At 68.9% G+C, this 13,525-nt stretch carries 19 protein-coding genes and 1 tRNA gene; 11 read left to right on the plus strand and 9 right to left on the minus strand.

Translation table 11 applies throughout. The features are described from left to right. Positions 1–32 precede the first annotated feature (32 nt). Both AMYHA_RS15580 and AMYHA_RS15585 read left to right on the plus strand, forming a co-directional pair. The gene (locus tag AMYHA_RS15580) at positions 33–884 is read left to right on the plus strand and encodes an SDR family oxidoreductase (protein ID WP_034272040.1); all 852 of its coding nucleotides are present in this window, start codon (positions 33–35) and stop codon (positions 882–884) included. Then, positions 829–2,388: a flavin-containing monooxygenase gene (locus AMYHA_RS15585; RefSeq protein ID WP_231104773.1), complete on the plus strand. Its 1,560-nt coding sequence runs from the start codon at positions 829–831 to the stop codon at positions 2,386–2,388. The genes AMYHA_RS15580 and AMYHA_RS15585 overlap by 56 nt, the downstream gene beginning before the upstream one ends. Positions 2,389–2,599: 211 nt before the next feature. On the opposite strand, the gene AMYHA_RS15590 is transcribed toward AMYHA_RS15585, so the two are convergent. Further along, positions 2,600–2,676, minus strand: a tRNA-Pro gene (locus AMYHA_RS15590). Between the two features lie 228 nt (positions 2,677–2,904). Here AMYHA_RS15590 and AMYHA_RS15595 point away from each other — a divergent pair. Both AMYHA_RS15595 and AMYHA_RS15600 read left to right on the plus strand, forming a co-directional pair. Then, positions 2,905–3,177 (plus strand): hypothetical protein, encoded by a 273-nt coding sequence (locus tag AMYHA_RS15595; protein ID WP_034272041.1) that lies wholly within the window; start codon positions 2,905–2,907, stop codon positions 3,175–3,177. A gap of 153 nt (positions 3,178–3,330) precedes the next feature. After that, complete coding sequence (locus AMYHA_RS15600) at positions 3,331–4,302, plus strand: NAD(P)H-dependent flavin oxidoreductase (protein ID WP_034272043.1); 972 nt, start codon at positions 3,331–3,333, stop codon at positions 4,300–4,302. 1 nt (position 4,303) lies between these two features. Here AMYHA_RS15600 and AMYHA_RS15605 read toward each other — a convergent pair whose 3' ends face one another. Further along, the gene (locus AMYHA_RS15605) at positions 4,304–5,488 is read right to left on the minus strand and encodes a PucR family transcriptional regulator (protein ID WP_157362149.1); all 1,185 of its coding nucleotides are present in this window, start codon (positions 5,486–5,488) and stop codon (positions 4,304–4,306) included. A gap of 171 nt (positions 5,489–5,659) precedes the next feature. On the opposite strand from AMYHA_RS15605, the gene AMYHA_RS15610 reads away from it, so the two are divergent. Next, positions 5,660–6,496: an SGNH/GDSL hydrolase family protein gene (locus AMYHA_RS15610; protein ID WP_157362151.1), complete on the plus strand. Its 837-nt coding sequence runs from the start codon at positions 5,660–5,662 to the stop codon at positions 6,494–6,496. A 157-nt stretch (positions 6,497–6,653) separates the two neighbouring features. On the opposite strand, the gene AMYHA_RS15615 is transcribed toward AMYHA_RS15610, so the two are convergent. The 5 genes from AMYHA_RS15615 to AMYHA_RS15635 form a co-directional block, all read right to left on the minus strand. Continuing rightward, positions 6,654–6,977: an ArsR/SmtB family transcription factor gene (locus AMYHA_RS15615; protein ID WP_231104774.1), complete on the minus strand. Its 324-nt coding sequence runs from the start codon at positions 6,975–6,977 to the stop codon at positions 6,654–6,656. 217 nt (positions 6,978–7,194) lie between these two features. Continuing rightward, a complete protein-coding gene (locus tag AMYHA_RS15620) occupies positions 7,195–7,926 on the minus strand; it encodes an energy-coupling factor ABC transporter ATP-binding protein (protein WP_034272046.1) in 732 nt (243 codons plus the stop codon). Between the two features lie 49 nt (positions 7,927–7,975). Then, positions 7,976–8,740, minus strand: a complete 765-nt coding sequence (gene cbiQ, locus AMYHA_RS15625) for a cobalt ECF transporter T component CbiQ (RefSeq protein WP_034272048.1) — start codon at positions 8,738–8,740, stop codon at positions 7,976–7,978. Beyond that, positions 8,737–9,039, minus strand: a complete 303-nt coding sequence (locus AMYHA_RS27085) for a PDGLE domain-containing protein (protein WP_051399976.1) — start codon at positions 9,037–9,039, stop codon at positions 8,737–8,739. Before AMYHA_RS27085 ends, cbiQ begins: the two co-directional genes overlap by 4 nt. Next, positions 9,036–9,731 carry an energy-coupling factor ABC transporter permease gene (locus tag AMYHA_RS15635; RefSeq protein ID WP_084037274.1) on the minus strand — a complete coding sequence of 232 codons (696 nt, stop codon included), beginning with the start codon at positions 9,729–9,731 and terminating at the stop codon, positions 9,036–9,038. Before AMYHA_RS15635 ends, AMYHA_RS27085 begins: the two co-directional genes overlap by 4 nt. Positions 9,732–9,934: 203 nt before the next feature. Between AMYHA_RS15635 and AMYHA_RS15640 the strand changes: the two genes are divergently transcribed. Genes AMYHA_RS15640 through AMYHA_RS15650 form a run of 3 tightly spaced genes read left to right on the plus strand, consistent with a single transcriptional unit; the run spans position 9,935 to position 11,466 of the window. Next, complete coding sequence (locus tag AMYHA_RS15640; RefSeq protein WP_034272050.1) at positions 9,935–10,555, plus strand: D-sedoheptulose-7-phosphate isomerase; 621 nt, start codon at positions 9,935–9,937, stop codon at positions 10,553–10,555. After that, positions 10,552–10,785, plus strand: coding sequence for a HypC/HybG/HupF family hydrogenase formation chaperone (locus AMYHA_RS15645; protein ID WP_231104775.1), 234 nt, complete (start codon positions 10,552–10,554; stop codon positions 10,783–10,785). Before AMYHA_RS15640 ends, AMYHA_RS15645 begins: the two co-directional genes overlap by 4 nt. 6 nt (positions 10,786–10,791) lie before the next feature. After that, the gene (locus AMYHA_RS15650; protein WP_034272052.1) at positions 10,792–11,466 is read left to right on the plus strand and encodes a D-sedoheptulose-7-phosphate isomerase; all 675 of its coding nucleotides are present in this window, start codon (positions 10,792–10,794) and stop codon (positions 11,464–11,466) included. A 13-nt stretch (positions 11,467–11,479) separates the two neighbouring features. Here AMYHA_RS15650 and AMYHA_RS15655 read toward each other — a convergent pair whose 3' ends face one another. Together AMYHA_RS15655 and AMYHA_RS15660 are read right to left on the minus strand one after the other, a co-directional pair. Then, positions 11,480–11,854 (minus strand): PadR family transcriptional regulator, encoded by a 375-nt coding sequence (locus AMYHA_RS15655; RefSeq protein ID WP_034277477.1) that lies wholly within the window; start codon positions 11,852–11,854, stop codon positions 11,480–11,482. A gap of 8 nt (positions 11,855–11,862) precedes the next feature. After that, a complete protein-coding gene (locus AMYHA_RS15660) occupies positions 11,863–12,264 on the minus strand; it encodes a hypothetical protein (RefSeq protein WP_034272054.1) in 402 nt (133 codons plus the stop codon). Between the two features lie 94 nt (positions 12,265–12,358). On the opposite strand from AMYHA_RS15660, the gene AMYHA_RS25900 reads away from it, so the two are divergent. From AMYHA_RS25900 to AMYHA_RS15675, 3 genes are all read left to right on the plus strand, one after another. Next, positions 12,359–12,889: a NifU family protein gene (locus tag AMYHA_RS25900; RefSeq protein WP_051399978.1), complete on the plus strand. Its 531-nt coding sequence runs from the start codon at positions 12,359–12,361 to the stop codon at positions 12,887–12,889. A gap of 84 nt (positions 12,890–12,973) precedes the next feature. Beyond that, the gene (locus AMYHA_RS15670; RefSeq protein WP_034272056.1) at positions 12,974–13,261 is read left to right on the plus strand and encodes a hypothetical protein; all 288 of its coding nucleotides are present in this window, start codon (positions 12,974–12,976) and stop codon (positions 13,259–13,261) included. Then, positions 13,258–13,521 (plus strand): hypothetical protein, encoded by a 264-nt coding sequence (locus AMYHA_RS15675; RefSeq protein ID WP_157362153.1) that lies wholly within the window; start codon positions 13,258–13,260, stop codon positions 13,519–13,521. Before AMYHA_RS15670 ends, AMYHA_RS15675 begins: the two co-directional genes overlap by 4 nt. The last annotated feature ends 4 nt before the right edge of the window (positions 13,522–13,525 follow it).

The following is a 13,525-nucleotide window of genomic DNA, read 5'->3' on the forward strand; positions in this document are numbered from 1 at the left end:
CTGAAACTCCCGCGGCGGCAGGAAAGGAACCGATGAGCTATCCGGAGATCAACCTGGACGGCGCGGTCGCGCTGGTGACCGGCGGTGGTCGGGGCATCGGCGCGGCCACCGCCGAGTTGTTGCGCCGTCACGGCGCGACGGTGTGGCTCGGCGATCTCGATGTCGCCGCCGCACGGGCCACCGCCGATGACCTTGGTGCGCACGCGCATGCCCTCGACGTCACCGACCGCGCGTCGTTCGACACGTTCGCGCGTGCGGCACTGACCACGCACGGCCGGATCGACGTCCTGGTCAACAACGCGGGAGTGATGCCGCTGGGCGACTTCCTCACCGAGCACGACGCGACCAGCCGCACCACGTTCGACGTCAACGTCTGGGGCTTGATCAACGGGATGCGGACCGTGCTGCCGCACCTGATCGAGCGCGGCCGTGGTCACGTGATCAACGTCACCTCGATGGCGGGCAAGATCCCGATCCCAGGTATGGCCGTCTACAACGCGTCCAAGTTCGCCGCCCTCGGCGTTTCGCTCGCGGTCCGCGAGGAATACCGGACTACCGGAGTCAGCGTCAGCACGGTGTTACCGGCAGCTGTGCGCACCCGGCTCGCCTCCGGTGTGCCGCTGGCCAGGGGGCTGCCGACGGTCGACCCTGACGACGTCGCCACGGCGATCGTTGGCAGCGTTGCCACCCGGCGGGCGGAGATTCCGGTGCCCGGCTACCTCGCGGGGTGGAACCTCCTCGGCGCCGTGGTGCCCGAGCCACTGATGCGGCTGGGCCGCCGGATCGTCGGCGACCGCCGTGCTCTCACGTCCGTTGACCACAGCATCCGTGACACCTACGAGCGGACCGTCCGCAGTCAAGCCCGCGCTCGGGACCGAACCTGACAGGGAGCACCACGACGCGATCATCATCGGTGCCGGATTCGGCGGCATGGGCGCGGGAATCCAGCTCGACCGCCTCGGCATCCGCGACTACGTCATCCTCGATCGGGAGGACGATCTCGGCGGTACCTGGCACGTCAACCACTACCCCGGGCTGGCCGTCGACATCGCCTCGGTCACCTACTCGTACTCGTTCGAGCCGAACCCGTACTGGTCACGACTGTTCGCCCCTGGCGCGGAACTGAAACGCTACGCACAGCACGTCGCCGAGAAGTACGACCTGCGCCGCCGGATGCGGTTCGGCACCACCGTCACCGGTGCGCGGTGGGACGACGACGCTCACCACTGGGCGGTACACCTGGCCGGCGGTGAGACCCTGACCGCGACGTACCTGATCACCGCGACCGGGTTCCTGTCCCAGCCGAAGAAGCCCGACATCGACGGCGTCGACGATTTCGCCGGCAAGGTCATCCACAGCGCCGATTGGGACCACGACTACGACCTCACCGGCCGCCGCGCCGCGGTCATCGGCACCGGTGCCACCGGCGTGCAGCTCATCCCCGAACTGGCCACGCGAGTGGCCGAGCTAACCGTGTACCAGCGCACCCCGATCTGGGTGGTGCCGAAGCTCGACGGTCCGATCCCCCGGCCGCTCCGGCGGTTGTTCGCGCGGCTGCCGATCACCCAGCGCGCGGCTCGCGTCGCCAACTCGGCGCTGCTTGAGGCACTCACCTTCACCGGGGTGCTGCACTACCGGCAGGCCCGGCTGGGTGCCCTCGGCGCTGAGCTACTCGCCAGGGCGCACCTGCGCCGGCAGGTGAAGGACCCGGAGCTGCGCCGCAAGCTCACCCCTCGGTACTCCTTCGGCTGCAAGCGTCCGACGTTCTCCAACGACTACTTCCCCACGTTCACCCGGCCGCACGTGCATCTGGAGACCGAGTCGATCGCGCGGATCGAGCCGGACGGCATCGTGACCGCGGACGGCCGCAAGACCGAGATCGACACGCTCGTCCTCGCCACCGGGTTCGACCTCTGGGAGACCAACTTCCCCGCGATCGAGATCATCGGCCGCGAGGGCCGTGACCTCGGCAAGTGGTGGCGGGACACCCGCTTCCAGGCGTACGAGGGCATCACGGTGCCGCACTTTCCGAACCTGCTCAGCCTCAACAGTCCGTATGCCTACACCGGCCTGTCCTACTTCTGGACCATCGAGGCCCAGATGCGGCACATGGAGCGGCTGTTCGGCGAGCTGCGGCGGCGCGGCGCGGACACCTTCGAGGTCACCAAGGAAGCCAACGACGCGTTCCTGGCGCGGATGACCGACGACCTCGCCGACTCGGTGTTCTACCAGGGCAACTGCGGCCCTGCTCGCAGCTACTACTTCAACCCGCACGGTGAGGCCGCACTACTGCGGCCAGCCACCGTGCTCGCAGGCCGTCGCGAGGCGGGCAGCTTCCCACTCGACGACTACACCTACGCCGCACGGCACACGGAGACGGCTGGCTAGCGGGTTCGTTCGTTGGCTCGTCGACGTTCCGGGGTGAGTGGCTCGATGGGGTCGCTGACACCCTCGATGCGCAGCGTATGCAGGCGTTGCAGCGGCGCGATGGGAACGCGGCATGAGCGCAAAGAAGAGCCCCGGAGTGTTGGATACTCCGGGGCTGCTCTATGCGTCTGTCTACATCGGACCTCGTCTACCTGGGTAAACGAGGGTGTTGTGGTCGGGCTGACAGGATTTGAACCTGCGACCCCTTGACCCCCAGTCAAGTGCGCTACCAAACTGCGCCACAGCCCGGCCCGCCTTCTCGCGAAGACGATGGGACATACCCTAGCGCGCCCGCCTCGGCGGCCGCACAGCAGGGTGCCGTCCGCGCACGCACCGCATTGGGTTCTGATCCACATCCCCACCCCACGCGCACCGCATTGAGACCGAGGCCACACTGAAATGTTGGTCACAAAGAAGAAGTCTTCACGCGTTGTTTGCTTCATCCTCAGAAGTACGTCGCAAGGAGGCAACGTTGACATGGACCCCCGAACCGTCGAACTGAACAACAGGGAACGAGCAGCCCTTCGGGCGATCGCGCGCGGCACGGCGGAGATCACGTGCAGTTGCGAGCCCGACCTGTTCATCGACGGCCTGGCCTGCTGCGACCAGTTCACTGTGCGGCGTCTCGCGCACCTCGACTTCATCGCGCCCGCGCGCTCCGGCGTTCCCGGCGAGCGCGTGCGCGCGATCCTCACCGGCACCGGCCGCGCCGCGCTGGACCAGGAGTTCACCCAGCGACGCGCGGCCTGAGCGGATCGCCCCCAGTCACGGGCCCGCTGGCACCGCAACCCGGTGCTGGCGGGCCCGCGCCATGTGTGGACCCCGCCACGCCAGCATTGACAACCTGACAACAACGCCGCGATCGTGGGTGCTCACCCGACCAGTCAGCGAAAGGAACGGCGGATGCTGTCCACCCGGTTCACCGAACTCTTCGGCGTCGAGCACCCCATCGCGCAAGGTGGGATGCAGTGGGTCGGTCGCGCCGAGTTGGTCGCCGCCGTCGCTAACGCGGGCGCGCTCGGCTTCCTCACCGCGCTCACCCAGCCCACGCCGGAAGACCTCACCAAAGAGATCGCCCGCACCCGGGAGCTGACCGACAAGCCGTTCGGCGTCAACCTGACCATCCTGCCGTCGATCAACCCGCCGCCGTACGAGGAGTACCGGCAGGCGATCGTCGAGTCCGGGGTGAAGATCGTCGAGACCGCGGGCTTCAATCCCGTCGAGCATCTGCCGTCGTTCCAGGACGCGGGCATCAAGGTCGTGCACAAGTGCACCAGTGTCCGGCACGCCGTCAAGGCGCAGTCCATCGGCGTGGACGCGGTCAGCATCGACGGCTTCGAGTGCGCCGGTCACCCCGGCGAGGACGACATCCCCGGACTCGTGCTGATCCCGGCGGCCGCCGACAAGATCACCATCCCGATGCTGGCCTCCGGCGGCTTCGCCGACGCGCGCGGACTCGTCGCGGCGCTCGCTCTTGGCGCGGACGGCATCAACATGGGCACCCGCTTCCTCTGCACCCAGGAAGCGCCGGTGCACCAGCGCGTCAAGGAGCAGATGGTCGCGACGACCGAGCGCGACACCGAGCTGATCTTCCGCCCGCTGCGCAACACCGCCCGCGTGGCCAGTAACGAGGTCAGCCGCAAGGTCGTCGAGATCCTGGACGGCGGCGGTCAGTTCGACGACGTCCGCGAACTGGTCGCTGGCACGCGGGGACGCAGGGTGTTCGAGGACGGCGACCTCGACGCCGGCATCTGGAGCTCCGGCATGGTCCAGGGCCTGATCACCGACATCCCGAGCGTCGCCGAACTGGTCGACCGCATCGCCACCGAGGCGAGTGACCTCATCCAGGCACGGCTGGCCGGGCTGGTGCACTGAGCTACTCGCGCGCGGTCACCGGGACGACGTCGAGGGCCTGGCTGGCGAGCAGCACGTGCATCACGTCCATCGGATCGCTCAGCGAGCGTCCGGTGAGCTGCTCGATCCGCCGCAACCGGTAGCGCACGGTGTTGGGGTGGCAGTGCAAGCTGCGCGCCGCATCGCTCGCCGCACCGCCCGACGTCGCCCACGCCCGCAACGTCGTCAGCAGCATGCGGCCGTCGTCCGACTCGCCACCAAGCAGCTCCCCCAGTGTCTGCCGCGCGAGCCGGGCCGCCGCATCGGTGGCGCTGGCCAGCAGCATCGGCACCAGCGCCGTGTCGTGCCGGATCACGGCGGGTTGAGCAGGCGGGGCAGCACCAGCGGCGAGCGCGGCCTGCGCCGCCGCCTCCCCGGTACCTTCCAGCGCCGGGTAGGGCTCGCTGACCCCGATCCTGCCTTCGGCCTGCACCGTGAGGTCATCCGCCAGCTCGGCCATGCCGTACCGCGCGCCGAGCGCGACGATGCCGACCGAGGCGTCGGTGCGGGTGCGCCACGTCGACTGCACTCCCCTGCGGCGCAGCTGATCGGCCAGCCGCGACAACGGCGTCGCGCTTCCCGGAACCATCTCGGCATGCACCACGACGAACCGACCGCTGCTCGGCATTCGCAACCGCTGCGCACAGGACCGGGCGACGGCCGCGTCGGCGATCTCGCCGGCAAGGAGCTGGTCCAGCATCCGCTCCCTGGCGGCGTCGTGCTCCGCCGCATGCTCGGCCAGCCCCCTGCGATACCCCGTCACGAAGGCCTCGGAGAACTCGTCCACCACCGACCAGGTAACGCTCGCCGCCGCGCGCATCGCACGGTGTTGTTCGCGTCCGTCGTCGGCAGCCTTGAGCAGCACCCCGCATATGAACCGACCGCCCACCCGGTACGCCCGCAATGCCGATTCAAGCGGAATGCCGCGTTTCGCGTGGTCCTTCGCCGATCGCCGGGCGTCTTCCAGCGCGCGCTCCCGTTCCCCCGTCAGGTGGCGACAGGCCAGCTCCAGGGTGTGCCGGCACACGCCGACCACCTCGTCGTCGCTCAGGTAGGCCCCGTCACGGTAGGCGGGTTCGACGTCCTGAATCGCCTTGGCTAGCGGTGTTGCCAGCTCATCGAGGTGTCCGGTGATGCACTCGACCACGGCCGCTGTTCGATCATCCATCTCAGCCGTGGTGACGTGATTCACGGGCGGCAACGTAACAGTGAATTGTTCTCACGAACAACAGTTTCTGGTGAATTAGCCATATCGCTCAGCGGGTGACCGCCCGCACGATGTCCCTCCGGGCGCGCATCGTGCCCACGGCCAGATATCCGAGCGATTGGAGACTCGCTGGTGAAGAACCAGACCGCATCTCGCAGGATCCGCATTGCGCTGACCTGCGTACTCGCGGCCCTGCTCACCTCGTTCACGGCGCCGCAAGCCAGCGCGGCGACGTACCCGAACTCGATGGACGCGCTGGGCGACTCGATCACCCGCGCGTTCAACACTTGCTGGTTCCCGTTCGTCGACTGCGTGCGGAACAATTGGTCGACCGGCACCAACTCTGATGTCAACAGCTACTACCAGCGGCTGACCGCGCTCAACCCCAGCCTGGAGGGCAACAACTACAACGACGCGGTCAGCGGCGCCGTGATGGCCGATCTCGACAGCCAGGCCGCTGACGCGGTGAGCCGCGACGTCGAGCTGGTCACCGTTCTGATGGGCGCCAACGACGCCTGCACCGACACGATCGACACGATGACGTCGGTCTCGACGTACCAGAGCCAGTTCGAGACGGCGATGTCGCGCCTCGACAGCGGCATTCCGAACGCGGACATCAAGGTGGTGTCCGTGCCTGACATCTACCAGCTGTGGGAGCTGTTCCACGACAACTCGGACGCCGTATCCACCTGGGACACCTACGACATCTGCCAGTCCCTGCTGGAAAACCCGCAGTCCACCGCCACCGCTGATGTCGAGCGGCGGGAGACCTTTCGGCAGCGCGTGATCGACTACAACACCGCGCTGGAGAACGTCTGCTCCCAGTACAGCCAGTGCCAGTTCGACGGCAACGCTGGCTTCAACACCACGTTCACGGAACAGGACGTGTCCACCCGCGACTACTTCCACCCGAGCGTGGCAGGCCAGACGCTGCTGGCCGACGTCGCATGGAACGCGCTCGGATACTGACCCCCGTGCGGTAGCTGGCGCCGGGCCCCGACCCCTGTGCGGGGCCCGGCGCCCAGCACGTTGTGTCCTGCACTCCCGACGCCGTGTCCCGCACTCCGGACGTCGTGTCCGACGCTCAGGACGTTGTGTTCGACATTCCCGACGCCGTATGCGACGTTCAGCGCGGGGGCGGCCGGACGTGGTGGATCAGATCGTGCACGGTGTCGTCGGCCAAGCGATAGCGCATCAACCGTCCGCTGCGACGCGCGGTCACCAGCCCGTGTGCCTTGAGCAGCCGCAGCGCCTGAGACACGGCGGTCTCGCTCATGCCCGCCGTGGCAGCCAGGTCGGACACGCAGATGTCCTCGGCGTAGTGAATGCACACCAGCAACGTCAGCCGGGACGGGTCGGCCAGCACGGCGAAACGTTGTGCCCAGTCCAGGACGTCCTCGCGGTCGCCGAGTCCCGCAAGCGCCTTGTCGACGAGCTCGGGATCGATCACGTGTCGAGAAGAAGGGACCGGCACGTCGGAAATGGTGCCACGCCACGCGCGGCGAGGCCACTGAGCGTGAACACGGGCGTCCACTCGACGTCGGGAGCGCATAACACGGCGTCGGGAACGCAGGACACGACGTCCGGAACGAGGGACACGGCGTCGGGAGCGCATAACACGGCGTCGGGAACGCAGGACACGACGTCCTGAGTGTCGGACACGGCGGTTAGGGGTGGGGGACGAAGCCCCAGGGAAGCTCGATCCGGTGGGCGGCGAGGAGGTCGGCGTCGGCGAGCAGGTCCCGGGTGGGACCGTCGGCGACCACGACGCCGTTGTCGATGAGTACCGCGCGCGGGCACAGCTGCAGCGCGTACGGCAGGTCATGGGTGACCATCAGCAACGTCCGATCGAGCGACAGCAGCACGTCGGCCAGCTCGCGACGCGCGACCGGCTCCAGGTTCGCGGATGGCTCGTCCAGCACCAGCAGCTCGGGGTCGCTGGCCAGCACCGTGGCCAGCGCGACTCGGCGTCGCTGCCCCTCGGACAGGTGCATCGGGGAGCGATCAGCGTGCCCCGCCATGCCCACGGCGTCCAGCGCCGCCTGGACCCGCTCCGCCAGCTCAGGCTCGGTGACGCCGAAGTTGGCCGGTCCGAACGCCACGTCGTCGGCGACGGTCGGCATGAACAGCTGATCGTCAGGGTCCTGGAACACCACGCCGACACGCCGGCGTATCTCCCGCAGCGTGCCCGGCGACAGTGGCATGCCCGCCACCTCGATGCGCCCTGTGCCGGTCAGCACGCCGTTGAGGTGCAACACGAGCGTCGTCTTTCCCGCGCCGTTGGGGCCGAGCACCGCGACCCGCTCCCCAGGTTCCACCCGCAGGTCGATCCCGGCGAGTGCCGTGGTGCCGTCCGGGTAGTGGTACTCCAGCCCGCGCACATCCAGCGACGCGCTCACGCCGCCACCGCCAACGCGATCAGCACAACCACGCCGCCCGCCGCCGTGCTTACCCCGGCCATGCCGCCACCGCCCATACCGTCGCGATCACCAGCGCCGGGCTGCCGCCCGCCACCCACCGCAGTGCACCGACGGGAGCCGCCGACCCAGCGGGCATGTGTCCTGCCCAGCCGCGAGCCAGCATCGCCCGGTGCACCCGCTCGCCGCGTTCGTAACTACGCAGGAACAACGTCCCCGCACCACGCGCCGCCGCCCCGAGCTGCCAAAGGAACCGGGGGTCGTCGCCCCGGGAGATTCGCGCGATCCGCATCCGCCGCAACTCCCCCGCGATGACGTCGACGTAGCGCAGCATCAACGTCGCGATGGTGATGAACCAGCCGGGCGCGCGGAGTCGTTGCAGCCCGAGCACCAGGTCCCTCGGCTGCGTCGTCGCCGCGAGCGTCAGCGCGATCAGCACGCCGAGCGTGCCTTTGGCCAGGATGTTCCATCCGGCGAGCAGGCCGTCGGCCGAGACGGCAAGACCGAGGACATCCATCCGAGGCCCGCCACTCACGAACGGCAGCACCACGGCGAGCAGCACGAACGGCGTCTCGATCACCGCGCGGCGCGCGAACCAACCCAGCGGCACCCCGGCCACCGACCACACCGCCAGCACAACAAGCAGGTCGATCCCGAACGCCCAGAACGCCTCGCGCGGCGTTGCCACGACGCCGAGCACCGCCGCGAACGCGGCGAGTAGCTTGACCTGCGGCGGAAGCAGGTGCACCGGTGAGTCGCCCGGCCGGTGCAGCACGGTCGCATGCCCGCCGCTCACTCGCGTGCCCCGCGCCCGCGCAGCAGCGCGACACCGCCCCAGGCGAGCAGCAGCACGAGCGCGGCACCCGCGCCCGCGGCGAGGCCGGTGCTGCCGAGCGCGTAGTCCCCCAGTGCGTGTTCGCGCTCGTGCTGGGCAGGGCACGTGCCGCGCAGCTCGCCGGACGACTCCGAGCAGCCGTCCCGCAATGCCCATTCCAGCCCGTCCGGCGCCGCGGACGCGAACGCCGAGACGCCGACCGCCAGCACGCCGATCACCACCGCGGCCAGCAGTGCGAGCCGCCGGGTAGACGCCGTCACGACGCCACCGCCGCCGGTTGCCTGGCCTCGGATGTCCGCACCAGGTAGATCAGATCCGGCCGGACACGCGCGATCGCGCCGACGGCCAGTGCCGTGATCACGCCCTCGCCGATGCCGATCACGGCGTGCACGCCGATCACCACCCCGGCGAGCCCGCCGAGGGAGACGTCGGCCTGCCCGCCGATGGCGTACTCGACGACGAAACCCGCCGACGCCGCCACCGTGCTCACCAGCCCGGCGAGGAACGCGACCGAGAGCAGGCCAGCACGAGAACGTCGTGCGACACCGCGCGCGGCGAGTGCCACGACGAAACCGGCCGCGGTGCCGAGCAGCGCCATGTTGGTGACGTTCGCGCCGAGCGCGGTCAGCCCACCGTCGGCGAACAGCAACGCCTGGATCACCACCACCACGCTGAGGCACAGCGAGCCGACCCACGGCCCGAGCAGGATCGCGGCCAGCGCTCCGCCATACAGGTGACCGCTGACGCCAGGCAGCACCGGGAAGTTCAGCAATTGCATCGCGAACAGGAACGCGGCGAGGAGCCCGGCGAGCGGCGCCGTCCTGTCGTCGATGTCGATGCGGCCACGGGCGGCGGCAAGCGTCAGCCACACCGCCGCGATCGCTCCGAACAGCAATGATGTCGGGGCATCGAGCACGCCGTCACTGAGATGCATCGCGACCGAGGCAGTCATGGCTCTCCCTGGTGAGACGACGAAATCACCCGTCAGTGTCCCGCCATGGACATGGGAGTTCAATACCTGATCAGATGGACAGGTATAGCCTCTCCTTCCGATAAATCCCAGGTCAGGGCCTACGATCGCATCGGTTGTGAGGCCAGGACCGCAGGACTAACGTCAGAGGGGCCTGCCTCCCACCACCGAGGAAGTGACCCGCGATGTCGTGGTCTGAACAGGGCACGGAGCTGGTCGACGCGATCTTCGGGCGCCGTGCTGACCCCGTGCAGGATCTGTCGGATCAGGCCGACACCGTGGCGCGCACGTGTCACGCGATGGCGCTCCGGTTTCACCAGGGCGGCACGCTCATCGTGTTCGGCAACGGCGGCGCGAGCACCGACGCGCAGCATGTCGCGGTCGAGTTCGTGCACCCGGTCATCGTCGGCAAACGCGCGCTACCCTCGCTGTCGCTGACCGCCGACGTCGCCACGCTGACCGGCGTGGCCAACCGCGTCGGGCTCAGCGAGGTGTTCGCGCACCAACTCCGGTTCATCAGCGACCCGGCGGACATCGCGCTCGGCATTTCCGCGGACGGCGAGTGCGAGAACGTGCTGCGCGGGCTGCGCTACGCCCACGAGCGTGGCCTGCTCACCGTGGCGCTCACCGGCGGGCACGGCGGCAGGATCGCCCGCGACCCCAGCATCGACCACGTGATCGTCGCGCGCTCCGACGACCCGCGCGTGGTCAAGGAAGTGCACGTCACCGCCTACCACATCCTGTGGGAGCTGGTGCACGTGTTCTTCGAGCATCCCGGCGTCCTCGACGAGGAGGTGACGGCGTGAGTACCGATCACTGCCACGACGACATCTGCATCACCTGTTCCGACACCGCCGTCGAGGTGACCATCGTCGAGGTGCACGAGCTGGCGATGGCCACTGTAGACACCGGGCAGGGCACAGAAGAGGTCAGCATCGCACTCGTCGACGCGGGTGCCGGGGACACGATCCTGGTGCACGCCGGCGAGGCGATCGCGGTGGTCACCAGGAACGAGACGGCCGCGCGGGAGGAATGAGCGCCCATGCGCAGGGATTCCGCTGCCGAAGGCACCGAGGCGATGGAGTCGCTGTACCCGTTCCTGTACGCGAGGGACACCGACCTCAACGCCGTGCTCGACCAGGTGCGACAGTCCACTGTGGACAAATCACGGGAGATCACCGCGCTGCGCGCGACGGTGCTTGACCGTGACCGGTCCCGGCTCGCGGAGTGCGCGGAGGCGGTCGCGGCGGCATTCGCCGCGGGCGGCAGGCTGCTCGCCTTCGGCAACGGCGGTAGCTCCACCGATTCGCAGGACATGGCCAGCCTGTTCCTCAGCCCGTCGAGCGGCGAACGACCGTTGCCCGCGTTCGGTCTCACCAATGACATCGCCGTGGTGACCGCGCTGTCCAACGACATCGGCTTCGACGTCGTCTTCGCCCGCCAGATCGAGGCGTGGGGGCAGCGCGGTGACATCGCGGCGGGACTGTCCACCAGCGGTAACTCGGCGAATCTGCTCCGGGCGTTCGACGCGGCCCGCGAGCGCGGCATGGTCACCATCGGCATCTCGGGCTACGACGGCGGCAAGATGGCTGAACTGGACTCGATCGACTACCTGTTCGTGGTGCCATCGCCGTCGGTGCACCGCATCCAGGAGGCGCAGACCACGGTCTACCACGCACTGTGGGAGCTCACCCACGCCGCGCTGTCCTGGCGGTGAGCCCCGCACCGCGCTAGCCCTGCCGGGAGCCCTCCTCGGCGGCGAAGTCGGAGTAGCGCTCGATGAACCGCTGCAGCACGCGTTCGGTCTCCCGCAGGCTGCCTGCCCACGCGTGCAGCCAGTCGCGGCCTTCGTCGCTGAGCACGTAGGTGCGGCGACGGGGGCCGAGGTCGGAGACCTCCCAGTCGGACTTCACGAGCCCTTCCTGCTCCATCGCGCGCAGCGAGCGGTACAGCATCCCAGGGTCCGCCTGCTTGAACCCCAGCTCGCGAAGCCGTTCCAGCAGGTCGTAACCGTGCGAGGGCTGCTCGCCGATCAGCAGCAGCAGGCAGGGCCGTTGAAAATTGCGGGGCAAACCGGCGAGCGGATCGTCGCTCGCGCGTGGCATCGGCACACTCATCTCCCTGACCTGTCGTCGACCGGGTGTCCCCGTTCGGCGAGGCACGCTTCCGCCTCGTCCACCGACATGTGACACCAGCAGTCCGCGCCGCACTCCCCATGGGCAGGTTGGGTGATCTCGGCGAACTCCGCCGCGAACACCCGCGCGCCCTGCTCGTGTCCCGTCGGCGTCAGCTGGTAGCGCCCGGCGGCATCCCGCTCGATCAGCCCCTCGTCGACGAGCCGGTCCAGATAGCTCAGGCCCACCTCGGCTCGCACCCCGAGGAACCGTTCCAGCAATTCCGCGTCCACCGCGTCGCCGAACCCCTCGCCTTTGACCCAGAACATCAGCTGGAGGATCTCGTCGCGCCAGAACAACGCGCGCAGGGCCGCCGACTTCGGCTCGTGCAGCTCGTCCATGCCCGCCACCTCCCGCTTCTGGTCACCAGCGGTTCGCCCCGATCCTACCGCTCGACACCAGGCCCGCCCGCGCGTTGCGGACTACCCTCGGGTCATGGACTCGCTGGAGTCGCTGTTACGACGGATGGAAGAGCTGCTGCACGACGTCGAGCGGTTGGCCGATACCGACCGCGCGACGGTGTTCGAGCTGCTCGACGGGATCGACACGCTCCACAGGCACGCGCTGACCGACTTGGCGCGCCAGCTCGACGCCGACACGCTGGCGTCACTGCGGGAGAACAGCGACGCCGTCGCCTGGCTGTTCGACGCCTACGGCGTTGACGTCGATGAGCGCGCGGCGGCCGAGCACGCGCTGGAACAGATCCGGCCCTATATCCATTCGCACGGCGGCAGCGTCGAACTGCTCGACGTCACCGACGGCGTCGTGCGGCTGCGGCTCGCGGGCGCCTGCGCGGGCTGTACCGCGTCAGCGATGACGCTGTCCGATGGCATCGAGCAGGCGCTCGCCGAACATCTACCCGGTTTCGCCAGGGTCGAGGCGGAGCAGGAGGAGGCCGAACCACACCCGCCGCCAGGGCCGGTGCTGGTCGAGCTGAAGTCGTCGCCGCCGGAAGGCTGGCGATAGTTCTCCCGCTTTCGTGGCAGGTACATGCAAGCCACACATAGTACACTCGGAAGATCGACCGCCCAGCGTGTTGCGAGGTGCCTCATGGACGACCTCTCCACCGGCGGCGCGATCATGTGGTGGATCGGTGTCGCCGTACTGTTTCTCGTGGTCATCCCCCTTGTCCTCATACTTGCCGCGACGGTGCTGCGGCGCCTGCGCGAGATCAGGGACTACGCCGCCGACGTGCTCGACAACGGCGTGCGCGTCACCAAGAACCTGGAGGCGGTGCCCGCGCTGTTCGACACCCGCGACCTCGCGACCTCGGTCGCGACCCGGCTGCGCGGTTACGCCACCGCGGTCGGTCAGCTGCTCGGCGGAGGTGCCCGATGACAACGACTCTGGTGGTGCTCACCCTCGTCGCGGCAGGGCTGATCGTGGTCGCGCTGGCGCTCGTGCTGATCACGATCCTTGTGCTGCTCCGCAAGACACTGTTCACGCTCGGCACGGTCAACGTGGGGCTGCGCTCGATCGCGCGCAGGGTAGAGCCACTGCAACCGGTGATCGCCGACGTCAACACCGGGCTGGCCGAGGCGCACCGCGACCTGTCGGCCACGCTCGCCGCCGCACAACGAACACCGAGCGAGGTGTGATCGC

The organism is Haloechinothrix halophila YIM 93223, from assembly GCF_000504245.1.
In the GTDB taxonomy this organism is placed as follows: domain Bacteria; phylum Actinomycetota; class Actinomycetes; order Mycobacteriales; family Pseudonocardiaceae; genus Haloechinothrix_A; species Haloechinothrix_A halophila.

Coding starts and splice junctions, on each gene's coding strand:
- AMYHA_RS15655 (WP_034277477.1), bottom strand. CDS start 11,854: ATGCCACGCGCGAGCGACGATCCGCTCGCCGGTTTGCCCCGCAATTTT.
- AMYHA_RS15605 (WP_157362149.1), bottom strand. CDS start 5,488: ATGGATGATCGAACAGCGGCCGTGGTCGAGTGCATCACCGGACACCTC.
- AMYHA_RS15595 (WP_034272041.1), top strand. CDS start 2,905: ATGGACCCCCGAACCGTCGAACTGAACAACAGGGAACGAGCAGCCCTT.
- AMYHA_RS15580 (WP_034272040.1), top strand. CDS start 33: ATGAGCTATCCGGAGATCAACCTGGACGGCGCGGTCGCGCTGGTGACC.
- AMYHA_RS15640 (WP_034272050.1), top strand. CDS start 9,935: ATGTCGTGGTCTGAACAGGGCACGGAGCTGGTCGACGCGATCTTCGGG.
- AMYHA_RS15660 (WP_034272054.1), bottom strand. CDS start 12,264: ATGGACGAGCTGCACGAGCCGAAGTCGGCGGCCCTGCGCGCGTTGTTC.
- AMYHA_RS25900 (WP_051399978.1), top strand. CDS start 12,359: ATGGACTCGCTGGAGTCGCTGTTACGACGGATGGAAGAGCTGCTGCAC.
- AMYHA_RS15635 (WP_084037274.1), bottom strand. CDS start 9,731: ATGACTGCCTCGGTCGCGATGCATCTCAGTGACGGCGTGCTCGATGCC.
- AMYHA_RS15650 (WP_034272052.1), top strand. CDS start 10,792: ATGCGCAGGGATTCCGCTGCCGAAGGCACCGAGGCGATGGAGTCGCTG.
- AMYHA_RS15600 (WP_034272043.1), top strand. CDS start 3,331: ATGCTGTCCACCCGGTTCACCGAACTCTTCGGCGTCGAGCACCCCATC.
- AMYHA_RS15670 (WP_034272056.1), top strand. CDS start 12,974: ATGGACGACCTCTCCACCGGCGGCGCGATCATGTGGTGGATCGGTGTC.
- AMYHA_RS15675 (WP_157362153.1), top strand. CDS start 13,258: ATGACAACGACTCTGGTGGTGCTCACCCTCGTCGCGGCAGGGCTGATC.